Here is a 22,798-nt window from a genome sequence, read left to right as displayed (position 1 = left end):
GCCTCCTCAAACGAGCCCTCTGCCGCGAACTCTTCCCCCTCCTCTGCCGACCTTGACAAATAGAAGCTTCGAGATCCGGCCGCGTGGCGCCGCGTAAAATGGCGGGCATGACAAGCAGCCTTCCGACCGTCGCCGAGATCGCGGCGCTCATCGACCACGCGATCCTCAAGCCCGAGCTGACCCGCACCGAGGTCGACGCGCAGCTCGACGAGGCCCGCGCGGCCGGCGTCTTCAGCGTCTGCGTGCGCCCCTCCGACATCGCGCACGCCGTCCGCCGGCTCGAGGGCTCCGGCGTCCTCGTCGGGACGGTCATCGGCTTCCCGCACGGCACGACCTCCACCGCGGCGAAGGTCGCGGAGTCGACGCAGGCCCTCGCCGACGGCGCCGTCGAGCTCGACATGGTCGTCAACATCGGCCGCCTGCGCAGTGGACTGCTCGACGACGTCGAGGCCGACGTCCGCGCGGTCGTCGGCGCCGCCGAGGGCCACGTCGTCAAGGTCATCCTCGAGACCAGCTACCTCGACGACGAGCAGATCGTCGCCGGCAGCGAGGCCGCCGAGCGTGCGGGCGCCGACTTCGTCAAGACCGCGACCGGCTTCGGCGGCGGCGGCGCGAACGAGCACGACCTGCGCCTGATGCGCGGCGCCGTCTCCGACGCCGTCCAGGTCAAGGCCTCGGGAGGCGTCCGCGACCTCGACACGCTCCTCGCCTTCCGCGAGCTCGGCGTCACCCGCTTCGGCACCAGCGGCTCGGCGACGATCCTCGGCGACCTGACCGCGCGCCAGGCAGGCGACGCCTCCGCCGCCCGCGTCGACACCGCGTCGTACTGAGCGCCGTGCGCGGGGGAGGGCCGTCCGGTCGGCGCGCGGCGGCGGAGGGCGGGTCCCTCGACGTCGTCGCCAAGGCGCTGAAGGAGCGGGTCTACGCCGCCTTCACCGGGCTCGCCGTCGTGATGATCTACGCCGTCGACGAGCAGGCCGACTCCGCGCACGCCCTGCGCAGCCTCGTCATCGCGATCGTCGGCATCTCAGCCGCCGGCTTCGTCGCCGACGTCATCGCCCACCAGGTCGCCCACGCCGCGACCCCGACCGCGGCCGAGGCGCGGGTCATGCTCCGGATCGCGGGCGGCGCCCTCGCCTCCGCCTCGCTCCCCGTCCTGGTGCTCATCGCCTCGGCCCTCGGCTGGATCGACGACGTGGTCGCGCTGCGGATCGGCGTCGGCGTCTACGTCGCGACCCTCGCCGGCATCGCCCTGATCGCGGTCGTCCGGGCCGGCCTCGGTGTCGGGCAGAGCATCATCGGCCTGCTCGGCCTCGTCGGACTGGGAGCCGCCGTCGTCGGCGTGCTCGCCCTGTCGCACTGAGGGGCCGACGATCGTGACCGGCACCCGCACCCGCGTCGAGCTCGGCCGCCGGGAGGATCTCGGCGCCGACTGCGCCAACTGCTTCGGCCTCTGCTGCGTGGCCCTCGCGTTCACCCGCTCCGCCGACTTCCCCGTCGACAAGCCGGCCGGCGAGCCGTGCACGAACCTCGACACCGAGGACGCCTGCACGATCCACCGGCGGCTGCGCCCCGAGGGCTTCGCCGGCTGCACCGTCTTCGACTGCTTCGGCGCGGGCCAGAAGGTGTCGATGCAGACGTTCGGCGGCGTCTCCTGGCGCAGCGACGCGGAGGTGCGCGCGCGGATGTTCGCGGTCTTCCCGCTGATGCGCCGCCTGCACGAGCTGCTCTGGTACCTCGACGTGGCACTCGGCCTGCGCGGGGTCGACGCCGCCCTGCGGGACGCGGTGCGCGTCCGCTTCGAGGCGGTGCACGCCCTGACGCTCGCCGACGCCGACGCGATCCTCGCGGCCGACGTCGACGCGGAGTACGGCGCCGCCCGTCCGCTGCTGATCGCGGCGAGCGCGGCCGCGCGGAGCGACGGCCCACGGCGGCGCCGGCACGGCCGGCTGCGCCTGCAGCCCGGTGCCGACCTCGTGGCGGCCGCCCTCGCGGGCGCCGATCTGCGGGGTGCCGACCTGCGCGGCTCCCTGCTGATCGCCGCGGACCTCCGGGGCGCGGATCTCCGCGGCTGCGACGTCCTCGGCGCCGATCTGCGGGACGCCGACGTGGCGGGGGCCGATCTCTCGACGGCCATCTACCTCACACAAGCGCAGGTCAGCAGCACGCGCGGCGACACGCGGACGGCGCTGCCGCCGGACTTCGAGCGCCCGTCGCACTGGGCGGCGAGCAGCGGACGCTGAGGGTCAGCCCTCGACGGTGCCGGCGGCCGAGCCGTCGTCGTCGAGGCCGAGGCCGCCGAGGACCTCGCGGTGGAGCAGGTGCGACCCGTTCCAGTTCTCGATCACGCACTGCGGGAAGGCCTCGAGGTCGAGGGCGTCGAGCCAGCTGGCGGCCGCTTCGCGTGCCCAGGACTCGGTGGAGTAGACGCCGAGGATCTCGGTCTCGTCCGCGAACGGCCCGGTGGTCGAGAGCACGTAGTGACCGACGCTCATGGCTGCTCCTTCATCGTCGCGCAGTGGCGCGCGATGACAAGCCTGTCACAAACACGCTCTTGCGGAGAGCCGATGTCGGCGGCTAGGAGATGCTGTCGCGAAGTCGCGCGTTCAGGGCCGCGAGGGCGGCGGCGATCTCGGACTCGTCGGCGCCGGGCAGGACCGCGCCGCCCTGCGCGAGGCTGTGCCGGAGGGAGTCGAGCTCGGGGGTGCCGAGGCGACCGGCGGAGGTGAGCACCTCGAGGGTGGTGAGGACTCCGATGAGCGCGACGGCGTCGTCGACGTCGAGGGGTCGGGCGCAGTTGTTCTCCATGCGCATCTCCAGGGGTTCGGTGCCGCGCGGGGGACGCGGTCGGGGGCGGGTGGGGCGGGTGAGGGGGCGCTGCCGGCTTCGGGGCCGGACGCACCGAGACGCCCCGCGGCCGGATCGACCGCGGGGCGTCAGGGGTGGTGCGGGGTGATCAGGCGACGCGCGGCTCGGCCTCGGGGGCGTCGTCCTCGGGGATGTGGACGTCCTGCACGGTGACGTTGATCTCGGCGACGTCCATGCCGACGATCTCGCGGATCGCACGGCCGACGGCGGAGCGCACGCCCTCCGCCACGTCCTGGAGCGCGGCCGGGTACTCGGCGACGATCGTGACGTCGGCGGCGACCTGGCGCTCGCCGACCTCGACCTTGACGCCCTGGGCGCGGTCGTCGTTGCCGAGCGCGCCGCGGATGGCGCCGAGGGCGCGGGCGGCGCCGTTGCCGAGGGCGTGCACGCCGGGCACCTCGCGGGCCGCGATGCCGGCCACCTTCGCGATGACGCCGTCGTCGATGACCGTGCGTCCGGTCCCGTTCGTCGTCGTGGTGTTCGCGGTGCTCTCGGCCATGATCTCCTCTTTCGTCTCGGTGCCCGGTCGGTCGATCGGGCGGTTCAGAGGTAGGACGGAGCGTGCACGGCGAACGTCACGGTGGAGTCCCCGCTGCCCAGGGGACTGCCAGGGTCGGGAGGGAGGTGGGCCTCATCGCGCCGTCTGCTGCGCCAGGAACGCGAGGGTCCGCTCCAGCGCCTCGCGCGCCTCCGGCAGCTCGAGGTGGAACTGGTACTCGTGGCCGAGCTCGCTCTCGTGCCCGTCGCCCCAGAGCAGCGCCGTGACCGGGACGCCGAGCGAGCGCAGCTGCGCCGCGAACGGGCGCGACTGCTGCGCGGTGAGCGGGTCGGCGTTGCCGCCGCTGAGGAACGTCGGCGGGAACCGCGGCGTGACGTGCTCGATCGTCGACATCCACCGGGCGGCGTCGGAGGTCCACCAGGCCCGCCGGCCGGTGTATGCCCAGAGGGCGGCGCGTAGCCCGCGGCCGGCGAGACCGGTGGCGCGGGCGAGGGCGGCGAGGTCGAAGATCCCGCAGTGCAGGATCACCGCCCGCACGGCGTCGACGGGCAGGGTCGTCGTGAGCCCGGCCGCGCGGGCGTAGGAGGGGTTCGTGATCGCGGTGGCGAGCTGGCTCGCGAGCTGCGCGCCCGCGGAGTCGCCGGCCAGGACGAGGCGGTCGCGGGCGATCCCGAGGCGGCCGGCGCTGCGGCGCAGGTGCTCGAGTGCGGCGAGGAGCTGCCGCGGCGCGGTCGGGTGCACCGCCTCTGGCCCGCGGCTGTAGTCGAGCGAGACGACGGTGTAGCCGGCTTCGGCGAGCAGGCGAAGGTAGGGGTCCACGTCGCGCCGGTGGCCGGAGACCCAGCCGCCGCCGTGGATCCAGACCACGGTCGGGCGCGAGCCGGCTCCCGCGGAGCGGAGGACGTCGGCCGTCGTGGCCGGAGCGTCCGGACGCGCCGGGATCGGCTCGGCGACCCGCTGGATCCCCTCCGGAGCGAACGGCAGCATCGCCGCGGCCGTCCGCCGCGCCTCGCGCTCGAAGACCGCACGGACCGCCAGCGCGGCCGGCCAGGACGCGGCCCGGATCGGCGTCGCACGCACGGTGCCCCCTCCTCGCGTCGATCGCCCGGCCCCCACCGGCGACGCATCACGAAGGGTACGCACCGCATGTTTCCGCCGTGCGACGGCGCAGGTGGCAGGCTGGGCGGGTGACGGACGAGACGAGCGCGCAGGCCGCCCCGGAGACGGCGGCGAGCGCACCGGCGACCCGCCCGAAGGCCCTCGGCGCGAGGGCGATGCTCGTGCTGGCGCTGATCGGCGCGATCGGCGGGGTGCTCTCGGGCGCGTTCGGCGTCGGCGGCGGCATCGTGATGGTGCCGATGCTGATCGCCTGGGCCGGGATGGACCAGCGCCGGGCCTCTGCGACCTCGCTGCTCGCGATAGCGCCGACCGCGGTGGCCGGTGCCTTCGGCTACGCGCTGGGCGGTCAGGTCGCCTGGGTCCCCGCCGCGGTGATCGCCGCGGCCGCGATGATCGGCGCGATCCTCGGCTCCTGGCTGCTCGCGAGGCTGCCGCTCGGCGTGCTCCGCTGGCTGTTCGTCGCCCTGCTGGTCGCGGCGGCCGCGCGGATGGCGGTGTTCGGCTCGAACGAGACCGGCGACGTCGCCGAGGGCTGGGGCGTCTGGCCCGGCTTCGGCGGGCTGGGCCTGGCGATGGGAGTGGCCTCGGGGCTCTTCGGGATCGGCGGCGGCGCGATCGCCGTGCCCGTTCTCGTCGGCGCGTTCGGCCTCGCCGATCTGCTCGCCAAGGGCACCTCGCTCGCCGCGATGATCCCGACGGCGATCAGCGGCTCGATCGCGAACGCGCGCCGCGGGCTGCTCGATGTCCGGGCCGGGCTCGTGGTCGGGCTCTGCGCGACGGGGTTCTCCTTCGCCGGGGTGGCGCTGTCGTTCCTCCTGCCCGCGCGGATCTCGGGCGTGCTGTTCGCCGCGCTGCTGCTCCTCGCGGCGCTGCAGCTCGCGCTGAAGGGGCGACGGAAGCGGTCCTGATCCGGGATCCGCTCCGGACGCCTCTTGACACCGCCCCGTTGTAAGTGTTTGATCAGTCACATGCCGACCACGACCCCTCGCTCCACCGCAGAAGCCCAGCGCGAGCGGATCACCGCGGCCGCCGTGCACGTCTTCGCCCGCACCGGCTACTCCGCGACCCCGATCACCGAGGTCGCGTCGGAGGCGGGGGTCTCGCCGGCCTACGTCTTCCGGCTCTTCCCGGGCAAGCTCGGCGTCTTCGTCGCCGCGGTCGACCGCTGCTACGAGCTGGTGGCATCGACGCTCGCCGCAGCGGGGGAGGCCTCGGTCTCGTCGGACCCGGCCGACCGGCTCGAGGCGATGACCCTCGCCTACATCGACCTGATCGCCGACCGCGATTTGATCATGCTGCAGTCGCAGGCGCAGAGCGCGAGCGGGGTGCCGGAGATCCGCGAGGCGGTGCGCCGCGGGATCTCGACGGTCGTCCGCACGGTGAGCGTCGTCTCGGGCGCCGACGGCCCGGCCGTGCAGCGCTTCGTCGCCTACGGCCAGCTCTGCCACCTGATCGTGCAGACCGACCTCGGCGGCGTCGACTCCGAGTGGGCGCGCATCGTCTCCGCAGGCATCCGGCACCACGACTGAGCGCCGGCGAGCAGCCACATGCTGGTCGACCCATGCTGGTCGAGTAGCCCCGCAGGGGCGTATCGAGACCCACGGTCGTCAGCAGGGCGGACCTGCAGACTCGGCCTCTGACGCTGGTGGATCTCGATACGCCCGCGGCGCGGGCTACTCGATCAGCATGGACTTCCTTTCTCGAATCAAAAGAAGTGACTGTCCAGTCACTCACACCTACCCCAAGGAGCACCCCATGACCACCGCCCTCCCGCTCACCACCACCCGCGTCGTCCTCCCCGGGCTCGTCGAGCCGTCCGGACTGCTCCTCGAGCAGGCGCCGGTCGAGCCGCCCGCGGCCGGCGAGCTGCTCGTCGCCGTCGAGGCCACCGGCATCTCCTTCGCCGAGCAGTCCATGCGCCGCGGCCGCTACTTCGCCCAGCCCGCCTTCCCGTTCACGCCCGGCTACGACCTCGTCGGCCGGGTGCTCGCGGTCGGCCCCGGCGGCGACGCCTCGCTCGAGGGCCGCCGTGTCGCCGCCCTCACCAAGACCGGCGGCTGGACCGGCCACGCCCGGGTCGCCGCGCGCGACTGCGTCCTCGTCCCCGAGGGCGTCGCGCCGGAGGACGCCGAGGCCGTGGTGGTGAACGGAGTGACAGCCTGGCAGATGCTGCACCGCTCGGCCCGGCTCTCCCGCGGCGACACGATCCTTTTATTCGGGGCGAACGGCGGCGTCGGCGGCCTCGTGCACCGGCTGGCCTCACTCGAGGGCATCCGGGTGATCGGCGCCGCCTCGCCGCGGCACCACGACGCCCTCCGCGCGGCGGGCGTCGAGCCGGTCGACTACGCCGACCCGGAGCTCGCCGCCCGCGTCCGCGAGCTCGCACCGGGCGGCGTGGACGCCGTCTTCGACAACATCGGCGGGGAGACCACCCGCCTGGCCTGGTCGCTGCTCGCGCCCGGCGGCACCCTCGTCGCCTACGCGATCGTCAGCGCGAGCACCGGCAGCATCTGGCCGCCGTTCCTGAAGCAGCTCGCCCGCGTGCAGGCGTACCAGCTGGCGCCGAACGGGAAGCGCGCCGTCTTCTACGACCTCTGGTCCGGGCACTCGCTCCGTCCCGCCCGGTTCCGCGCGCGGCTCGAGGAGGACCTGGGCCGCGTGCTCGCGCTGCTCGCGGACGGCTCGCTCACCGCCAACATCGCGGCGCGCTTCCCGCTCACGGAGATCGTGGCGGCGATGGAGCTCGCGGAGTCGCGGACGCTCGACGGCAAGGTGATCCTGCTGCCCTGATCGCCGCGGCCGGGCAGTCGGCCCTCGAGAGCGTGGAAAAATGGGAGGCGATGTCCTCCCGAGCCGCATGAGCGCCGCCACCTACCTGACCGCCTCGATCCCCCTGCGCCTCGCGAGCGCGGGCATGGTCGTCGCCCTGCCCGTCCTGGCCGTCGAGCGCCTCGACGACGTCGCGCTCGGCGGGCTGCTGACCGGCGCCGCCCTGTTCCCGAGCGTGATCGCCGCTCCGCTGGTCGGCACCGTGCTCGACCGGGTGCGCTCGCCGCGGCGGCTGCTGGTCGGCGCGGCGCTCGCCACCGCCGCCTCCTTCGCGCTCGCGTCCTTCCTCAGCGACGTGCTGACGGCGCTGATCGCGCTGCTCCTGGTGATCGCGGGCCTGGCGACCCCGGTCTACATGGGCGGCATGTCGAGCTTCGTGACCAGCGCGATCGCCGACCCGCGCCGCGCCTACGCCCAGGACTCGCTGTCCTACACCGTCGCCTCGATCGGCGGCCCCGCGATCGCCGGGCTGGTGATCGCCGTCGCCTCGGCCCGCTTCGCCATGCTCGCGATGGCCGCCCTCGCGCTCGTCGGCGTCCTCGGCTCGCTCGCCCTGCGGATGGAGGCGCGGCCGACCCCCACCGTCGGCGTCCGGCGCACCATCGCGGCCGGTGTCACCCACCTCGTGCGGCACCGGCCGATCGCGATCGTCACCCTCTCCGGGACGATCAGCCAGATCGGCGGCGGTGCGGCCGGCGTCGCCGCGATCGGCCTGTCGCTCGAGCGGGTGGGCAGCACCGCGGCGGCGGCCGGGCTGCTCACCGCGTTCGCCGTCGGCGGGCTGCTCGGTGCGATCGCGGTCGCCGTGCGGCGCTGGACGCACCGCCCGCCGGCCTGGGCGATGGGGGCGGGCTTCGCCGCGACCGGCGTCGCCCTGCTCGCCGCCGCGCCCGACCTCGGGATCGTCGTGGCCCTCGTCGCGTTCGCCGTCGCCGGAGTCTTCACCGCGCCCGCGAACGCCGCGATGCTGCTGCTGCGCGATCAGGAGAGCCCGGCCGCCGTCCGCTCCCAGGTCTTCACCATCGGCGCGGGCCTGCGCGCCGCCGCCGCCGCGGTCGGTGCCGCCCTCGCGGGCGCCGCCTCCGGCCTCGACGCCGGCTGGCTCATCCTCGGCATCGCCACCGTCTGGATCGCCTCGGGCCTGCTCCTGACCCTCTTCCCCCGCCCCCTGCCGGCCCGCGAGAGCTGATCCCCGCCGCGAGATGCCACTTGGGTACGCGACACGCCGTGAAAGGCGTGCACAAGTGGCATCTCGCGGGGAGGGTCAGGCGGCGGCGCCCGAGAGGGTGCCGGTGCTGGGGCCCGCGGGGTCGGTGATCAGGCAGTTGATGACGCGGTCGCCGCCGTCCCAGCTCTCCTGGGTGGGGTAGTAGTAGCTGAAGTCGTACTGCGACTCCTCGTAGCTGAGGCCGACGAAGCCCTCGAACGCGGCCTGGCACTCGGAGTCGGCCTGCTCGGTGGTCGCCGTCTCGCCGGGGTACTCGTCGGCGTCGGCCATCGTGATGTTCTGGAAGACCTCGTAGCTGTGCGCGTCGGAGCACGGCACGGTCGGGACGTCGGTGACCTCGGTCGCGGTCTCGCTCAGCTCGTCGTTCAGGCAGTCGCCGACGCGGAGCTGGAAGACGTCGGTCGTGCCGCCGTCGACGATCTCACCCGAGGTGTCGTCCCGGGTCTCGCCGCCCATCATGCTGTTGATCCCCGAGCAGCCGGTGAGGCCGAGGGCGAGGGCCGCGGCGGCGGCGAGGACGAGGGCGGAACGGCGGCGGTTCATCGGAGGCTCCAGACGGCGGTGACGGGGTCGGCTCCAGGGTAGGGGTGGCGGGGCCCGCCGGGGCACCCCCTGTGCGGTGCGGTCCGCTACTCCGATCGTCGCCGCCCGGCAAGGCCCCGCGAGGGGCAGGCGAAGTCCAGCCGGGTGGAGTCGAATGGGGGCATGGCTCAGAAGACCGTCGCAGACCAGCTCATCGCCCAGCTCATCGACGCCGGGGTCGCCCGGATCTACGGGATCGTCGGGGACTCGCTCAATCCGATCGTCGACGCGGTGCGCCGCAGCGGCGGCTCGGCGAAGGGCGGGATCGACTGGATCCACGTCCGCAACGAGGAGGCCGCCGCTTTCGCGGCCGGCGCGGAGGCGCAGATCACCGGGAAGCTGGCGGTCTGCGCCGGGAGCTGCGGCCCCGGCAACCTGCATCTGATCAACGGCCTGTACGACGCGCACCGCTCGGGTGCGCCCGTGCTCGCCATCGCGAGCCACATCCCGAGCGGCGAGATCGGCTCCGGCTACTTCCAGGAGACGCACCCCGACCGCCTCTTCGTCGAGTGCTCGCACTACCGCGAGCTGGTCTCGACAGCGGCGCAGGCCCCGCGGGTCGTCAACGCGGCGATGCGCAGTGCCGTCGCCCTCCGCGGCGTGGCCGTGGTGACCCTCCCGGGCGACGTCGCCGAGTTCGAGGCGGAGGGCGACTTCCCGTCCTTCGTGCTGCCGGAGCGGCCGGCCCTGGTGCCCGCCTCGGCCGACGTCCGCGCTCTCGCGCAGGCGATCGACGAGGCGAAGACGGTCGCGATCTTCGCCGGCGCCGGCGTGCGGGACGCGCACGACGAGGTCGTCGCCTTCGCCGAGCTCGTCGGAGCGCCGATCGGGCACAGCCTACGCGGCAAGGAGTGGATCCAGTACGACAACCCCTACGACGTCGGCATGACCGGGCTGCTCGGCTACGGCGCCGCCCACGCGGGCATGCACGACGCCGACCTCCTGATCCTGCTGGGCACCGACTTCCCCTACGAGCAGTTCCTGCCGGACGCGTCGAAGGTCGTCATCGCGCAGGTCGACAGCGACGCCTCCAAGCTCGGCCGCCGGGTGAGCGTGGCGCATCCCGTGCACGGCGACGTCGCCACGACCCTGGACGCGCTGACCCCGCTGGTGAAGCGGAAGGACCACCGCTTCCTCGACCGGATGCTGAAGAAGCACGAGAAGCTCGTCACCGGCGTGGTCGGCAAGTACACCGAGGTCGCCACCAAGCAGCCGATCCACCCCGAGCTGGTCGCGTCGACGCTGGACGCGCTGCTCGCCGACGACGCGATCGTGACCGCCGACACCGGCATGGGCAACGTCTGGCAGGCGCGCTACATCACGCCGAACGGGCGCCGGCGCCTGCTCGGCTCGTACTCGCACGGCTCGATGGCGAACGCGCTGCCGCACGCCGTGGGCGCCCAGATGGCGCAGCCCGGCCGCCAGGTCGTCTCGCTGAGCGGCGACGGCGGGCTCTCGATGCTGATGGGCGAGCTGGTGACGGTCGCGGCCTACAAGCTGCCGGTGACCATCGTCGTGTTCAACAACTCGACGCTCGGGCTGGTGAAGGTCGAGATGCTCGTCGACGGCTTCCCGGACTTCGCGGTGGACGTGCCGATGGTCGACTACGCGCAGGTCGCGACGGCGGTCGGCATCCGGGGGATCCGGGTCGAGGACCCGCGCGAGGTGGAGTCCGCGCTGCGCGAGGCGCTCGCCGACCCGGGGCCCGTGCTCGTCGACGTGGTCACCGATCCGCTCGCCCTGTCGCTGCCGCCGACGGTCACCGGCGCCCAGGTGAAGGGCTTCGCACTGGCGATGTCGAAGATGGTGATGAACGGCGGCGCGGGCGAGGCGATCGCGCTGGCCCGCTCGAACGTGAAGCACGCGCTGCCGTGATCGACGCTCCCGCGATCGACCGCGCCGCGCTGGCGACCGGCACCTGGTTCGTGCGCGGCTCGAGCCTGCCGCTGTGGCGGGGGCGCGAGGGGGTGGCGATCACCTACGCGCCCCTGCCCGGCGGCGAGGTCGGCGACGTGGTCAGCTGGCGCGGCCGCCGCTCGACGCGCTACGTGGTCGGGATCGACGCCCCCGACCCCGCGGATCCCGACGGCTTCCGCTGGCGGGGCGTCGAGCCGCTGACGCTGCTGGCCCGCAGCCGCTGGTCCTTCGTCGCGGCCGACGCCGAGGCCGGCTGGGCGCTGACCCGCTTCGCCCGCACGCCGTTCACCCCGGCGGGCGTCGACGTGTACGTCCGCGAGGCGCGCCCGGCCGCCGGTGTCCTGGCCGCCGCCCTCGCGGCCTGCGCCGCGGACCCGCGCACGGCGCCGCTGCGCCCCCGCCTCTTCGAGGTCGCGCCCTGACGGCCCGAGCCCGGACGACGGTGGATCCCGGTTCGCCCGCTGCGCGGCCTGCTCGATCAGCATGAACGGGGCTGCACGGCCCGGCGGATCGGCATGCAGGGGCCGTCGCTGCATGCTGGTCGAGTAGCCCCGGAGGGGCGTATCGAGACCCACCCGCAGACGGCTCAGGCTCGGACGGTGGTGGATCTCGATACGCCCGCTGCGCGGGCTACTCGATCAGCATGGATGGCGCCGGACGGACGCTTCATGCTGGTCGAGTAGCCCCGGAGGGGCGTATCGAGACCGACGCACTCAGAGGCTCTCGCCGATGGCGATCGACTGGGCCTCGACGGCCTCCGACTCCTGGCCGTGCGCGTCCGCGCGCGCCAGCGTCCGGCGACCGAGGAACACGATCAGCGAGGCGATCAGCACCGCGCCCGCCGCCGCGTACATCGGGAAGGCCGGCGAGATCGCCGCGGCCAGCGCCGAGGCGGCCGGCGGGGCGATCGCGCCGCCGAGGAAGCGGACGCCCGAGTAGGAGGATGAGGCGACGGAGCGCGGCAGGTCGGTCGCCTCCATCACGCACTCGGTCAGCACGGTGTTGACGACGCCCAGCAGCAGGCCGCCGACGATGATGCAGACGATCAGGCCGACCCGCGAGGAGATCAGCAGTCCGCCGGCGACGAGGTCGAGCGCCAGCAGCACCAGCACCGAGCGGAGCACGACGGTGCGCGGCAGCCGCGCGGTCAGCAGCGGAGCGACGAAGACCGAGGTGATCGCGACGCCGAGGCCCCAGCCGAAGAAGGTGAAGCCGAGGCCCATCTCGTCCAGCCCGAGCGGGTACGGCGTGTAGGCCAGCAGCACGAAGAAGCCGATGTTGTAGAACAGTGCGGCACCGGCCAGGGTGCGGATCGCGGGCACGGCGAGCGCCTTGAACGGCGCGGAGAGCGGCGTGGGGGTCGGCCGCGGGCCGTCTTCGCGCAGCAGCGTCGCGATGGCGATGAAGCCGACTGCCATCAGGACGGCCGTGCCGAAGAACGGTCCGCGCCAGGAGACGGACCCGAGCAGGCCGCCGAGCAGTGGGCCGATCGCGATGCCGACGCCGAGCGCGGCCTCGTAGAGCACGATCGCCGCGGAGGAGCCTCCGCTGGCCGCGCCGACGATCGTCGAGAGCGCGGTCGAGATGAAGAGCGCGTTGCCGAAGCCCCAGCCGGCGCGGAAGCCGATGACGCCCTCGACGCTGCCGGCCGTGCCGGCGAGCGCGGCGAAGACCACGATCAGCACCAGGCCGATCATCAGCGTCTTCTTCGCGCCGATGCGGCTGGAGAGCCAGCTGGTGAAGAACATCACGACGCCGGTGATCACGAGGTAGCTGGTGAACAGCAGCGAGGTCTCGGTCGGCGTCGCCTCGAGGCTCTCGGCGATGGCCGGGAGGATCGGGTCGACGAGGCCGATGCCCATGAAGGCGATGACGGCGGCGAAGGCGACGGCCCAGACGGCGAGCGGCTGCCGGAGGATCGAGCCGCCCGCGGCGGGGGAGTGGGGAGTGGACACGGAGGGGCCTTTCGGGGGAGGGGTCGTGCGGGGAAGGGGAGTCAGGAGGCGGGGCCGCCGGCGACGCGCAGGACGCGCTCCTCGACGAGGGCCGCGGCGCGCTCGAGGGCGCGGCGGTCGTCGTCGTCGAGGTCGTCGAACAGCGGGGCGAGGGCGGTGTCGAGGCGGAGGCGGTGCTCGGTGAGCGCCGCGGCTCCCGCCTCGGTGCCCTCGATCAGCCAGGCGCGACCGTCGCTCTCGTCGTGCACGCGGCGGATCCAGCCGGCCTCGTCGAGGCGCGCGATGATGCCGGTCATCGTCGGCTGGGTGACCCGGACGCGCTCGGCGAGCTCGCCGAGGCGGATCGGGGAGGCGGTGCGCAGCTCGGCGAGCGTCGACCAGACGGCGCCGGACTGCGCGCCGAGCCCGGTGGCGCCGCTGGAGCGGCCGGCGTACCGCGCGAGCGCGGTGGCGGCGGAGGCGAGGCGGACGGGGGCGGAGGGTTCGAGCACGTGCTTAAACATAGCACGCCTATGTATTGCGGTAAGGACCGATCCGTCGTGTCCCGGACTGCCCTTCTCCACCGTTGATGTGCCAGAATTGTTCGTAATCCCTCGTCGAAAGCGGGGATCACCGACGGAAAGAGTTGTCATGCACAGCGTGGTGGAGTCCAGTGCGACCGCCCTCGAATCCGATCTCGACTGCGACGTGGTCGTGATCGGCGCCGGCGCCACCGGCCTGACCGCCGCCCTCCGGTTGCAGGAGCAGGGCCGCCGCGTCGTCGTCCTCGAGGCGCGCGAGCGCGTCGGCGGCCGCCTCGAGACCCGCGTGGTCGACGGCCAGATGCTCGAGCTCGGCGGCCAGTGGGTCTCGCCGGATCAGACCGCCCTGCTCGAGACGCTCGACGAGCTCGGCCTCGACACCTACTCCCGCTACCGCGAGGGCGAGAGCGTCTACATCGGCGCAGACGGCGGCGCCCGGCGCTTCACCGGCGACATCTTCCCCGGCGGCGCGAGCACCGAGGCCGAGATCGAGCGCCTGATCGGGATCCTCGACGGCCTCGTCGCCGAGACCGACCCGTCCGCGCCGTGGTCGCACCCGCGGGCGCACGACTACGACCGGATCAGCTTCAGCGCCTGGCTGGAGGCGCAGAGCGACGACGCCGAGGCCCGCGCGAACATCGCGCTCTTCATCGCCGACGCCATGCTCACCAAGCCCGCGCACTCCTTCTCGCTGCTGCAGGCCCTGCTGATGGCGGCGAGTGCGGGCAGCTTCGGCAACCTCGTCGACGCCGACTTCATCCTCGACAAGCGCGTCCTCGGCGGGCTCCAGCAGGTCCCGGAGCGGCTCGCCGAGCGCGTGGGCGCCGAGCGCGTGCTGCTCGGCCGGCCGGTCCGCTCCGTCGAGTACGGCGACGACGGCGTGACCGTCCGCGCCGACGGCGTCACCGTGCGGGCCCGCCGCGCGATCGTCGCCGTGCCGCCGAACCTCGTCAACCGGATCACCTTCGACCCGCCGCTGCCCCGGCTCCGCCAGCAGGCCCTCCAGCACCAGTCCCTCGGCCTCGTGATCAAGGTCCACGCGACCTACGCGACCCCGTTCTGGCGCGCCGACGGCCTCTCCGGCACCGCGTTCAGCCCGCACGCCCTCGTGCACGAGGCCTACGACAACTCCAACGCGGGGGAGGAGCGCGGCACCCTCGTCGGCTTCGTCTCGGACGAGAAGGCCGACCGCGTGCTCGCGCTGCCCGAGGCCGAGCGGAAGGCCGCGATCCTCGACTCGCTCGCCGCCTACTACGGCCCGGCCGCGCTCGACCCCGTCGTCTACTACGAGAGCGACTGGGCGTCGGAGGAGTGGACGCAGGGCGCGTACGCCGCGAGCTTCGACCTCGGCGGACTGACCCGCTACGGCGCGCTGCAGCTCGAGCCGGTGGGCCCGCTCCGCTTCGGCTCGAGCGACCTCGCGGCCGAGGGCTACCAGCACGTCGACGGCGCGATCCGCGTCGGCCGGCGCCTGGCGCAGGAGATCCTCGACGAGGACTCCGCTGACGCCGAGACACAGCACGACACCGCCGACGCGACCGCGCCGGCCCGCGACCGTGAAGGAGCACTCCCCGCATGAGCAGCAGCAGCTACGCCGTCATCGACCCGGCCTCGGGCGAGACGCTGAGCGAGTACCCCGGCATCACCGACGCCGAGCTCGCCGACGCGATCGCCTCGGCCCACGACGCGTACTCCACCTGGTCGCGCACCGTGCCCGTCGCCACCCGCGCCGCGCTGATCGCCCGCGTCGCCGAGCTGCACGTCGAGCGCGCCGACGCCCTCGCCGAGATCATCGTCCGCGAGATGGGCAAGCCGCTCGACCAGGCGCAGGGCGAGGTCGGCTTCGCGGCCGACATCTACCGCTACTACGCGGAGAACGGCGAGGAGTTCCTGAAGGACGAGCCGATCGCGCTGGCCGACGGCACCGGCTCGGCGTTCGTCCGCCGCTCGGGCCTGGGCGTGCTGCTGGGGATCATGCCCTGGAACTTCCCCTACTACCAGGTCGCCCGCTTCGCCGGCCCGAACGTGGTGAACGGCAACACGATCCTGCTCAAGCACGCGCCGCAGTGCCCGGAGTCGGCCGCCGCGATCGCCGATATCTTCCGCACGGCCGCCGAGGAGCTCGGCGCCCCCGCCGGTGTCTACGTGAACCTCTACGCGAGCAACGACCAGGCGGCGACCGTCATCGCCGACCCGCGGGTGCAGGGCGTCTCCGTCACCGGCTCCGAGCGCGCGGGAGCGGCCGTCGCCGAGATCGCCGGCCGCAACCTCAAGAAGGTCGTCCTCGAGCTGGGCGGCTCGGACCCGTTCGTGCTGCTCTCCACCGACGACCTCGACAAGGCCGTCGAGGACGCGGTCGCCGCGCGCCTGGACAACAACGGCCAGTCCTGCAACGCCGCCAAGCGCTTCATCGTGATCGACGCGCTCTACGACGCGTTCGCGGAGAAGTTCACCGCGGCCTTCACCGCCGCCCGGCCCGCGGATCCCTTCGCCGAGGGGACCCTCCTCGGCCCGCTCTCCTCCGCCGCCGCGACCGAGCGCCTCGAGCAGCAGCTCGCCGTCGCCCGCGAGCAGGGCGCGACCGTCCGCGCCAGCGGCGAGGTCACCGGCAACTTCTTCCCGCCGGCCGTCCTCGAGGACGTCACCCCCGAGATGAACGCCTACCGCGAGGAGTTCTTCGGCCCCGTCGCCGCGCTCTACCGCGTGCACGACGAGGACGAGGCGATCACCCTCGCCAACGACACCCCCTACGGCCTGGGCTCCTACCTCTACACGACCGACTCGGAGCAGGCCCTCCGCCTGGCCGACCGCATCGACGCCGGCATGGTCTGGATCAACCTCGTCCTCGGCGACGCGGCCGAGCTCCCCTTCGGCGGCGTCAAGCGCTCCGGCACCGGCCGCGAGATGGGCCGCAGCGCCCTCGAGGAGTTCGTCAACAAGAAGCTGATCCGCATCGCCTAGGTCGTCGCCCGGCGGGGCCGTGCCAGCGCGACGGCGACGTTGCGCTCCACGGTCTCTTTCAGAAGCGTCGCCTGATCGTCGTCGAGAGTTCTCCACGCGGTGTCGTTCCTCGCGGCGACGCCGCGCGCCACCTCTTCCACGAGAGTGACGACCTCCTCCTCGTCGATCCCCGCGCTCCTCGCGAACTTCCGCCAGTGGTTCTGCGTCACCGCCTGCGGGAACCGCGTGCCGGCGATGCGCATCGCCAGCTCCTGATCGAACGCCGGGTACAGGCCGGTCGGAACCGCGTCGTAGATCGGGGCGAGGCTGACGGCGTCGGGCCGGAGGAGGACGGAGTAGTTCTTGGCATGCGCGTCAGCGTTCCCGAGGAGGACGTTGAAGGCCAGCTGCCGGAGGAAGGCGCGCACCACCGCGCCGGTCGCGTCGACCGACCGGAGCTTCTCCACGATCTGCGCGGCCGTCACGGAGTACTTCCGTGCAACGTCGACGCCCAGCGCCTGGGCGAGATCCTCGGCGTGGAGTCGTGTCGCGAACACGGTGTCGTCGAAGACGCGGTCGAAGCGCTCCACGACGAACGCCGTCTGATCCGTCATCTGCAGGACGGCCGCTCGGGGAGCCGGGAGGCCGGCCTCCGCGGCCAGTGTCAGCGCGGCCGCTTCCGCTTTCTCGAGGTGGAGATGCTCCGGGCGCGCGGGCTTGACGATGTGCGTGGAGGGCACGGCGGCGTTCGACCAGTACCAGTTCCGGTCCACTCGAGCCAGGGCGAACTTGCCCTGCGTTCCCGCGAGGGAGAAGCGCGCGGGAGTCTGTCTCGGCACCCAGGCGTCCGGATCGAGCTTGATGCTGTTGATGCGATCGGCGACGTCCCGATCGAGAGCGGGATTGAGCTGCGCCAGTCCCGTCGGCGGTGCCTCGCCGTCCGGGAGGAGCACCAGGCCGCCGGCGACGTCACCGCCGACCGTGCGCAGGAGATCGAACGTCCCCGTGCTCGCGACCCCGTACGCCTGTGCCATCCGGCGTCGCGTGTGCTCCTGGTCGGGCAGCAGGTTGTCGAGGAACCTCGCCGCCGCCGTGCGCGTCGTCGTGCCCTCGCGCGGCAGCGACAGGGAGATCGGCGTCGACGGTGCGTCGTCGGAGTAGGTGAAGCCGATCGTGCCGTCGGCGTCGCGGGTGAACCGCCCGGCATGTCTGCCTTCGAGCCACGCTTCGAGTCGTTCCGTCATCGCAGCACCAGGTCGGGAAGCGCGGTCGGCTCGACGCCCAGGGCGTCCAGCACTCGTCGCGCGGTCGAGGGCCGCGACACCGGCAGCCCGCGTTCGAGGCGTCGGACGTCGGAGACGTCCACCTCCGCGGCTCGCGCGAGGTCGTCGATGGAGAGTCCCATGATGCGTCGCTCCGAGCCGACGACATCCGCCAGATCCTCCGGGCGCCGGAGGTACTCGCGTCGCGGTCGGTGCAGAGCCTCCCGCACGTAGTCGGGATCACCGTGGAGCGCGTGCTGCACGAGATTGGTGCCGAAGTCGACGAGCCCGGACTCCACCTCTCCACCCCACCAGTCCGCCAGCAACCCTGCGGGGTCCTGCGACGCGCGGAGCCGACGGATGCGCGCGGCCGTCCTGGCGAGCTCCTGCCCCTCGAGGCCCGACAGGGTCCGCTCGTGCAGGGCGTGCGCCAGCGACTGCCGCGACCTGACGGAGAGCGGACGGCGCGAACGTGCGCCGGACACCTCCGTGACCTCCCAGCGGCGGCCGACCTTCGTCGCCTCGATCCGGCCGGCAGCGATCAGCGCCACCACGCGGCGCGGAGTCACCCCGAGTCGCTCGGCGGCCTGCTTGACGTCCATGACACAACCGTACCGCTCGGCGGTCGAGAAGCATCGTGGCCGCCTGAAGGCGGGTAAGCTCGCCCGTCATGCGCGTCTTCGGCTGTCCGCACTGCGAGGCGCGGGTGGAGTTCGAGGACGCGCGGTGCCTGCGCTGCGGCACGGCGCTCGCCTACGACGTCGACGCGGACGAGCTCGTCGAGGCGGGGGGGCGCGCGCTCTGCGTGTACCGCGGCACCATCGACTGCACCTGGCTCGCGGCGGAGGGCACCGGCGGAGCCTGCGCCTCCTGCGCGCTGACGAGCGCCCGGCCGCCGGTGTACGACGCGGCGACGCTGAGCCAGCTGACGGTCGCCGAGTTCGCCAAGCGGCGGCTGCTGCGCCAGCTGCGGCACCTCGACCTGCCGGTGCACCGCGGTCGGCGGCTGTCCTTCGAGCTGCTCTCCTCCGCGCAGGGCTCCGTGACGACCGGGCACGCCGACGGCGTGATCACCGTCGATCTCGCCGAGGGGAACGACGCGCACCGCGAGGCGCTGAAGGCGCGGCTCGGCGAGCCGTACCGGACGATGCTCGGCCACTTCCGGCACGAGATCGGCCACTACTACTGGCAGCTGCTCGTGGACGGCTCGCCGCTCCTGCCCGCGTTCCGCGCGCTGTTCGGCGACGAGCGGGCCGACTACGGTGCGGCGCTCGACGCGCACTACGGCGGCGCGTCGACCGAGGACTGGGCCCGCGACCACATCTCGCAGTACGCGACCACGCACCCGTGGGAGGACTTCGCCGAGACCTTCGCGCACTACCTGCACATCGCCGACGCGCTGGAGACGACCGCGACGGTCGGCCTGACCGTCGCCGGACCCTGGGGCCGCCTCCCCGAGTCGCTGGTCGGCAGCGTGCAGGCGACCGGCGCGCAGCGCGTCGCCGATCTGGAGACGCCCGAGATCCTCGCCCGCTGGCACGGCTTCTCGCTCGCCCTCAACAGCGTGAACCGCTCGATGGGCAAGGACGACCTCTACCCCTTCGTCATCACGCCCGCGATCGCCGAGAAGCTCGCCTGGGTGCACGAGCTGGTGCGCCGCGGCGCACAGCTGTGACTCGTCGCCGCGGCGCACAGCTGTGACTCGTCGCCGGGGGACCTGGGAGTCAGGCCTCGCCGTCGAGCAGCCGGCGCGGCGCTCTCGCGGCCCACGCCTCGCGCAGCAGCTCGCCGAGCTCGTCCGCGCCGATCTTCTCCAGCCGCACGAGCACGCTCGGATGCCCGTCGTAGTGGCTCGTCGTGAAGTACGTGTCCGGGTCGCTCTGCAGCAGCGCCTCGCGCTCGCCGAGGTCGGCCCGCCAGAGGAGCAGGACACCCGGCCGCTGGTGCAGGCGGGCGAACATCCTCGGGCCGGCGTAGAAGGCCGGGGTGCCGTAGGCGGTCCGCTCCTCGGTGCCGGGGAGCAGGAGCGCCAGCCGGCGCACGTCGTCGTCGTCACTCATGCTCCCCAGTGTGCGCCGCTACTTCTTCGTGAGCGAGGACTCCTTGTGCGCGGCCTTCGCGTCGGTCTTGTCGCTCTGCACGATCCAGTAGGGCTCGTCGTCCGAGGCGTTGAACTTCTGCCCCTCGAACTGGAACTCCTTCGTCTTCTTCTCGACCAGCTCGCCGTGGGTCTCGCCCTGCGAGGTGTTCCAGCTGATCTTGTCGCCCTTCTTCACGAGGCGCTTCCTCTCTCTCGTGCCGCACCGGGGGTCCGGGGCAGCGTGATGGTGGTGGTGACGTCGACGATGGCCGGCGTGGCAGGTGCCGACGAGAAGCCGAAGCGGACCGGCGGCGACAGCGGGCCGAGCGCGCCGAGGTCCGCGCCGTCGAGCGAGGCGGTGACCCCGAGAATCGAGCGGATGGCGCGGACGCCGTAGTACTCCCGCCTGCCCTGGCCGGCCGAGCCCGCGGTGCTCACGCCGCGCACCAGCACGGAGGCGACCGGGGAGATCGCGGTCAGCCAGGCCGGATGCTCGGCGAGCGGCCGCGGCACGATCCGCAGCAGGCGGCCCAGCGGAGTGAGCCCGCCGAGCCGCAGCGCGAGCGAGAGCGGGCCGGCCGTGGCCTCGATCCCGCCGTCGGCGCGGTGCCAGGCGACCGGCGCGAGCCGCACCTCGTCGAACGAGTACGTCGACCCGATGAAGTCCGCGACCTCGTCCGTCGGCGCGACCAGGAGCCGGTGCCCGTCCGCCCGCTCGACCATGGCGTCGGCGAACGCGCCGAACGGCGTGCTCTCCCACAGCCCGAGCACGATCCGGGTGCCGGAGGCCGTGCCGAACCCCGCGATGCGCCCGCTGAAGCGCAGGCGCCGCGAGGTCCGGCCCGGCCCGGTCATCAGGAGGCGGCGGAGCGCAGCAGCGTGAAGGACGCGTCGCGCACGATCAGCGTGGTGACCTCGCCCTCGACGACCTGCTCCGGGTCGCTCGAGGCGGCCAGCTGCCACTCGGCGCCGGGTGCGTCCGGCACCGTGAACTCGACGCCGTTCTCGGCCGAGTTCAGCAGCAGCGCGAAGCTGGCGCTGCCCTCGGAGCGGAAGACGAACGTGATCGAGCGAGCGTCCGGGTTGTCCCAGTCCTCGTCGGCGAAGCCGGCGGCATCCGAGCGCAGGATGTCGACGGTCTCGGGGCCGTCGCCGGGGGCACGGCGGAACCACTTCGGCCGCAGGGCCGGCTCGGCCTTCCGCAGCGCGATCAGCTCGCGGGTGAAGGCGAGCAGGTTGAGGTCCGCGTTCTCCCAGTCGAACCACGAGATCTCGTCGTCCTGGCAGTAGGCGTTGTTGTTGCCGCCCTGGGTGCGCGCGATCTCGTCGCCGCCGAGGATCATCGGCACGCCGGCCGAGAGCAGCAGCGTCGCGAGGAAGTTGCGGCGCATCCGGGCGCGGCGCTCGTTGACGGCGCCGTTGTCGGTCGCGCCCTCCGCGCCGTTGTTCGAGGAGCGGTTGTCGCTCTCGCCGTCGTTGTTGTCCTCGCCGTTGGCCGCGTTGTGCTTGCGCGAGTAGGCGGTGAGGTCCGCGAGGGTGAAGCCGTCGTGCGCGGTGACGAAGTTGACGCTCGAGACGGGGGAGCGCTTGTCGGCCTCGTAGACGTCCGGCGAGCCGAGGATCCGCTGCGCGGTGGTGCCGAGCACCGAGTCGGCACCGTGCCAGAAGTCGCGCACGTCGTCGCGGAACTTCCCGTTCCACTCCGACCAGTCGGCGGGGAAGCCGCCCACCTGGTAGCCGGCGGTGTCCCACGGCTCGGCGATCATCTTGACGGGCGCGAGCACCGGGTCCTGCGCGATCAGGTCGAGGAAGGCGCTGTGCACCTCGGCCTCGCCGGTCTGGCGGGTGAGCGTGGTCGCCAGGTCGAAGCGGAAGCCGTCGACGTGCATCTCGGTCACCCAGTAGCGCAGCGAGTCCATGATCAGGCCCAGCGCCGCGGGGTGCGCGACGTTGAGGCTGTTCCCGGTGCCGGTGGTGTCGAAGTAGTTGGCGCGGTCGTCCTCGACGAGGCGGTAGTACGAGCCGTTGTCGATGCCCTTGAAGGACAGCGTCGGTCCCTTGTCGTTGCCCTCGGCGGTGTGGTTGTAGACCACGTCGAGGATGACCTCGAGGCCGGCCTCGTGGAACGCCTTGACCATGGCCTTGAACTCGTCGACCTGCGAGCCGTCGTCGCCGGCGTGCGAGTACTCGTTGTGCGGCGCGAAGAAGCCGAGCGAGTTGTAGCCCCAGTAGTTGCGCAGGCCCTTCTCGACCAGGTGCGAGTCCTGCACGAACTGGTGCACCGGCAGCAGCTCGACCGAGGTCACGCCGAGGTCGGTGAAGTGCTTGATCGACGCGGGGTGCGCGAGGCCGCGGTAGGTGCCGCGGACGTTCTCGGGCACGTCCGGGTGCAGCTGGGTGAAGCCCTTCACGTGCACCTCGTAGACGACGGTCTCGTCCAGCGGGATGCGCGGGGCCTCGTCGCCGGTCCAGTCGAAGGAGTCGGGGTCGGTCACGACGCAGCGCGGCACGGCGGCCGCGTCGTCGGCGTCGTTGCGGGTGTCGGCGTCCTCGTAGAACTGGCCGAAGACGTCTTCGCTCCACTCGTAGCCGCCCTCGATCGCGGTGGCGTGCGGGTCGAGCAGGAGCTTCGCGGCGTTGTGGCGGAGGCCGTTGGCGGGGTCCCAGGGGCCGTCGACGCGCAGACCGTAGCGGGTGCCGACCGTCATCTCGGGGACGATGCCGTGGAAGACGTGACCGGTGCGCTCGGAGAGGGTGACGCGGGTCTCGGCTCCGGAGGAGTCGAAGAGGCAGACCTCGACGCTGTCCGCGGTCTCGGAGTAGACGGCGACGTTGGCGCCGGCGTCGCCGCGCAGGGAGACGCCGAGGGGATAGGGGAAGGAACGGGGAGATGCGGGCATGCGACCATCCTGACGAACGCTCCCTGAGCGGTTCTCGCCCTTGTCCGGCGGGGCACGGGCCGGTACTGTTCCGGACCCCTCTCCACGCGCCACCCTGG

General features: G+C 73.0%; 25 protein-coding genes. 12 read left to right on the top strand and 13 right to left on the bottom strand.

What is annotated here, in order from left to right; translation table 11 throughout:
- Positions 1–107 precede the first annotated feature (107 nt).
- The 3 genes from deoC to MT353_RS05310 are packed head-to-tail and all read left to right on the top strand — an operon-like array spanning position 108 to position 2,243.
- Positions 108–830, top strand: coding sequence for a deoxyribose-phosphate aldolase (gene deoC / locus MT353_RS05320; RefSeq protein WP_243600375.1), 723 nt, complete (start codon positions 108–110; stop codon positions 828–830).
- A gap of 5 nt (positions 831–835) precedes the next feature.
- Positions 836–1,363 carry a hypothetical protein gene (locus tag MT353_RS05315; protein WP_123734816.1) on the top strand — a complete coding sequence of 176 codons (528 nt, stop codon included), beginning with the start codon at positions 836–838 and terminating at the stop codon, positions 1,361–1,363.
- Positions 1,364–1,376: 13 nt separating this feature from the next.
- Complete coding sequence (locus tag MT353_RS05310; protein ID WP_243623748.1) at positions 1,377–2,243, top strand: pentapeptide repeat-containing protein; 867 nt, start codon at positions 1,377–1,379, stop codon at positions 2,241–2,243.
- Positions 2,244–2,246: 3 nt separating this feature from the next.
- On the opposite strand, the gene MT353_RS05305 is transcribed toward MT353_RS05310, so the two are convergent.
- The 4 genes from MT353_RS05305 to MT353_RS05290 all read right to left on the bottom strand — a co-directional run bounded on the left by MT353_RS05305 (position 2,247) and on the right by MT353_RS05290 (position 4,447).
- Positions 2,247–2,495 carry a hypothetical protein gene (locus tag MT353_RS05305; RefSeq protein ID WP_123444778.1) on the bottom strand — a complete coding sequence of 83 codons (249 nt, stop codon included), beginning with the start codon at positions 2,493–2,495 and terminating at the stop codon, positions 2,247–2,249.
- An 82-nt stretch (positions 2,496–2,577) separates the two neighbouring features.
- Positions 2,578–2,808: a hypothetical protein gene (locus tag MT353_RS05300; RefSeq protein WP_123444779.1), complete on the bottom strand. Its 231-nt coding sequence runs from the start codon at positions 2,806–2,808 to the stop codon at positions 2,578–2,580.
- A 148-nt stretch (positions 2,809–2,956) separates the two neighbouring features.
- Complete coding sequence (locus MT353_RS05295) at positions 2,957–3,367, bottom strand: Asp23/Gls24 family envelope stress response protein (RefSeq protein WP_123734818.1); 411 nt, start codon at positions 3,365–3,367, stop codon at positions 2,957–2,959.
- Positions 3,368–3,499: 132 nt separating this feature from the next.
- Positions 3,500–4,447: an alpha/beta hydrolase gene (locus MT353_RS05290; RefSeq protein ID WP_123734378.1), complete on the bottom strand. Its 948-nt coding sequence runs from the start codon at positions 4,445–4,447 to the stop codon at positions 3,500–3,502.
- Positions 4,448–4,554: 107 nt separating this feature from the next.
- Between MT353_RS05290 and MT353_RS21880 the strand changes: the two genes are divergently transcribed.
- The 4 genes from MT353_RS21880 (at position 4,555) to MT353_RS05270 (ending at position 8,504) form a co-directional block, all read left to right on the top strand.
- Positions 4,555–5,394 carry a sulfite exporter TauE/SafE family protein gene (locus tag MT353_RS21880; RefSeq protein ID WP_243623747.1) on the top strand — a complete coding sequence of 280 codons (840 nt, stop codon included), beginning with the start codon at positions 4,555–4,557 and terminating at the stop codon, positions 5,392–5,394.
- Positions 5,395–5,454: 60 nt separating this feature from the next.
- The gene (locus MT353_RS05280) at positions 5,455–6,015 is read left to right on the top strand and encodes a TetR/AcrR family transcriptional regulator (RefSeq protein WP_123734820.1); all 561 of its coding nucleotides are present in this window, start codon (positions 5,455–5,457) and stop codon (positions 6,013–6,015) included.
- A gap of 226 nt (positions 6,016–6,241) precedes the next feature.
- On the top strand, positions 6,242–7,276 hold the full coding sequence (locus MT353_RS05275; protein ID WP_243623746.1) for a medium chain dehydrogenase/reductase family protein: 1,035 nt from the start codon (positions 6,242–6,244) through the stop codon (positions 7,274–7,276).
- Between the two features lie 67 nt (positions 7,277–7,343).
- On the top strand, positions 7,344–8,504 hold the full coding sequence (locus MT353_RS05270) for an MFS transporter (protein WP_243623745.1): 1,161 nt from the start codon (positions 7,344–7,346) through the stop codon (positions 8,502–8,504).
- A 75-nt stretch (positions 8,505–8,579) separates the two neighbouring features.
- Here the strand turns inward: MT353_RS05270 and MT353_RS05265 are convergent, their stop codons facing one another.
- Positions 8,580–9,086 (bottom strand): septum formation family protein, encoded by a 507-nt coding sequence (locus tag MT353_RS05265; protein ID WP_123444786.1) that lies wholly within the window; start codon positions 9,084–9,086, stop codon positions 8,580–8,582.
- Between the two features lie 162 nt (positions 9,087–9,248).
- Between MT353_RS05265 and MT353_RS05260 the strand changes: the two genes are divergently transcribed.
- Entirely contained in the window at positions 9,249–11,000 is a 1,752-nt protein-coding gene (locus MT353_RS05260; protein ID WP_243600383.1) for a pyruvate dehydrogenase, read from the top strand.
- A complete protein-coding gene (locus tag MT353_RS05255; RefSeq protein ID WP_243623744.1) occupies positions 10,997–11,464 on the top strand; it encodes a hypothetical protein in 468 nt (155 codons plus the stop codon). Before MT353_RS05260 ends, MT353_RS05255 begins: the two co-directional genes overlap by 4 nt.
- Positions 11,465–11,755: 291 nt before the next feature.
- On the opposite strand, the gene MT353_RS05250 is transcribed toward MT353_RS05255, so the two are convergent.
- On the bottom strand, positions 11,756–12,997 hold the full coding sequence (locus MT353_RS05250) for an MFS transporter (protein ID WP_243586084.1): 1,242 nt from the start codon (positions 12,995–12,997) through the stop codon (positions 11,756–11,758).
- Positions 12,998–13,038: 41 nt separating this feature from the next.
- Positions 13,039–13,488 (bottom strand): MarR family transcriptional regulator, encoded by a 450-nt coding sequence (locus MT353_RS05245; RefSeq protein ID WP_243600385.1) that lies wholly within the window; start codon positions 13,486–13,488, stop codon positions 13,039–13,041.
- Between the two features lie 139 nt (positions 13,489–13,627).
- On the opposite strand from MT353_RS05245, the gene MT353_RS05240 reads away from it, so the two are divergent.
- Both MT353_RS05240 and MT353_RS05235 read left to right on the top strand, forming a co-directional pair.
- Positions 13,628–15,097, top strand: coding sequence for an NAD(P)/FAD-dependent oxidoreductase (locus MT353_RS05240; protein WP_243623743.1), 1,470 nt, complete (start codon positions 13,628–13,630; stop codon positions 15,095–15,097).
- Positions 15,094–16,479 carry an NAD-dependent succinate-semialdehyde dehydrogenase gene (locus MT353_RS05235; protein ID WP_243623742.1) on the top strand — a complete coding sequence of 462 codons (1,386 nt, stop codon included), beginning with the start codon at positions 15,094–15,096 and terminating at the stop codon, positions 16,477–16,479. Before MT353_RS05240 ends, MT353_RS05235 begins: the two co-directional genes overlap by 4 nt.
- Here MT353_RS05235 and MT353_RS05230 read toward each other — a convergent pair.
- Positions 16,476–17,702, bottom strand: a complete 1,227-nt coding sequence (locus MT353_RS05230) for a HipA domain-containing protein (protein WP_243623741.1) — start codon at positions 17,700–17,702, stop codon at positions 16,476–16,478. The two genes, MT353_RS05235 and MT353_RS05230, sit on opposite strands and share 4 nt — an antisense overlap.
- A complete protein-coding gene (locus MT353_RS05225) occupies positions 17,699–18,322 on the bottom strand; it encodes a helix-turn-helix domain-containing protein (RefSeq protein WP_243623740.1) in 624 nt (207 codons plus the stop codon). The genes MT353_RS05230 and MT353_RS05225 overlap by 4 nt, the downstream gene beginning before the upstream one ends.
- Positions 18,323–18,390: 68 nt before the next feature.
- Here MT353_RS05225 and MT353_RS05220 point away from each other — a divergent pair, with 68 nt between their 5' ends.
- A complete protein-coding gene (locus tag MT353_RS05220) occupies positions 18,391–19,395 on the top strand; it encodes a putative zinc-binding metallopeptidase (protein ID WP_243600390.1) in 1,005 nt (334 codons plus the stop codon).
- 49 nt (positions 19,396–19,444) lie between these two features.
- Here MT353_RS05220 and MT353_RS05215 read toward each other — a convergent pair whose 3' ends face one another.
- From MT353_RS05215 to glgX, 4 genes are read right to left on the bottom strand one after another with little or no spacing between them, the layout of a single operon-like run.
- A complete protein-coding gene (locus MT353_RS05215; RefSeq protein ID WP_243623739.1) occupies positions 19,445–19,780 on the bottom strand; it encodes an MmcQ/YjbR family DNA-binding protein in 336 nt (111 codons plus the stop codon).
- Positions 19,781–19,798: 18 nt separating this feature from the next.
- Entirely contained in the window at positions 19,799–19,996 is a 198-nt protein-coding gene (locus MT353_RS05210; RefSeq protein WP_056866275.1) for a DUF2945 domain-containing protein, read from the bottom strand.
- Positions 19,993–20,655, bottom strand: a complete 663-nt coding sequence (locus tag MT353_RS05205) for a hypothetical protein (RefSeq protein ID WP_243623738.1) — start codon at positions 20,653–20,655, stop codon at positions 19,993–19,995. The genes MT353_RS05210 and MT353_RS05205 overlap by 4 nt, the downstream gene beginning before the upstream one ends.
- Positions 20,655–22,700, bottom strand: coding sequence for a glycogen debranching protein GlgX (gene glgX / locus MT353_RS05200; protein WP_123444798.1), 2,046 nt, complete (start codon positions 22,698–22,700; stop codon positions 20,655–20,657). The genes MT353_RS05205 and glgX overlap by 1 nt, the downstream gene beginning before the upstream one ends.
- Positions 22,701–22,798: the final 98 nt, after the last annotated feature.

It is taken from the genome of Rathayibacter sp. VKM Ac-2927 (assembly GCF_022815525.1).
Lineage (GTDB): Bacteria > Actinomycetota > Actinomycetes > Actinomycetales > Microbacteriaceae > Rathayibacter > Rathayibacter festucae.
Note: the sequence above shows the minus strand (reverse complement) of the source record. Positions and strands in the feature narration are given on the sequence as shown.

What these genes read in the sequence shown, in the direction of transcription:
- MT353_RS05275 (WP_243623746.1), top strand. Translation starts at nt 6,242, where the DNA reads ATGACCACCGCCCTCCCGCTCACCACCACCCGCGTCGTCCTCCCCGGG.
- MT353_RS05295 (WP_123734818.1), bottom strand. Translation starts at nt 3,367, where the DNA reads ATGGCCGAGAGCACCGCGAACACCACGACGACGAACGGGACCGGACGC.
- MT353_RS05305 (WP_123444778.1), bottom strand. Translation starts at nt 2,495, where the DNA reads ATGAGCGTCGGTCACTACGTGCTCTCGACCACCGGGCCGTTCGCGGAC.
- MT353_RS05230 (WP_243623741.1), bottom strand. Translation starts at nt 17,702, where the DNA reads ATGACGGAACGACTCGAAGCGTGGCTCGAAGGCAGACATGCCGGGCGG.
- deoC (WP_243600375.1), top strand. Translation starts at nt 108, where the DNA reads ATGACAAGCAGCCTTCCGACCGTCGCCGAGATCGCGGCGCTCATCGAC.
- MT353_RS05260 (WP_243600383.1), top strand. Translation starts at nt 9,249, where the DNA reads ATGGCTCAGAAGACCGTCGCAGACCAGCTCATCGCCCAGCTCATCGAC.
- glgX (WP_123444798.1), bottom strand. Translation starts at nt 22,700, where the DNA reads ATGCCCGCATCTCCCCGTTCCTTCCCCTATCCCCTCGGCGTCTCCCTG.
- MT353_RS05235 (WP_243623742.1), top strand. Translation starts at nt 15,094, where the DNA reads ATGAGCAGCAGCAGCTACGCCGTCATCGACCCGGCCTCGGGCGAGACG.
- MT353_RS05225 (WP_243623740.1), bottom strand. Translation starts at nt 18,322, where the DNA reads ATGGACGTCAAGCAGGCCGCCGAGCGACTCGGGGTGACTCCGCGCCGC.
- MT353_RS05270 (WP_243623745.1), top strand. Translation starts at nt 7,344, where the DNA reads ATGAGCGCCGCCACCTACCTGACCGCCTCGATCCCCCTGCGCCTCGCG.
- MT353_RS05280 (WP_123734820.1), top strand. Translation starts at nt 5,455, where the DNA reads ATGCCGACCACGACCCCTCGCTCCACCGCAGAAGCCCAGCGCGAGCGG.
- MT353_RS05240 (WP_243623743.1), top strand. Translation starts at nt 13,628, where the DNA reads ATGCACAGCGTGGTGGAGTCCAGTGCGACCGCCCTCGAATCCGATCTC.
- MT353_RS05215 (WP_243623739.1), bottom strand. Translation starts at nt 19,780, where the DNA reads ATGAGTGACGACGACGACGTGCGCCGGCTGGCGCTCCTGCTCCCCGGC.
- MT353_RS05265 (WP_123444786.1), bottom strand. Translation starts at nt 9,086, where the DNA reads ATGAACCGCCGCCGTTCCGCCCTCGTCCTCGCCGCCGCCGCGGCCCTC.
- MT353_RS05300 (WP_123444779.1), bottom strand. Translation starts at nt 2,808, where the DNA reads ATGGAGAACAACTGCGCCCGACCCCTCGACGTCGACGACGCCGTCGCG.
- MT353_RS05205 (WP_243623738.1), bottom strand. Translation starts at nt 20,655, where the DNA reads ATGACCGGGCCGGGCCGGACCTCGCGGCGCCTGCGCTTCAGCGGGCGC.
- MT353_RS05220 (WP_243600390.1), top strand. Translation starts at nt 18,391, where the DNA reads ATGCGCGTCTTCGGCTGTCCGCACTGCGAGGCGCGGGTGGAGTTCGAG.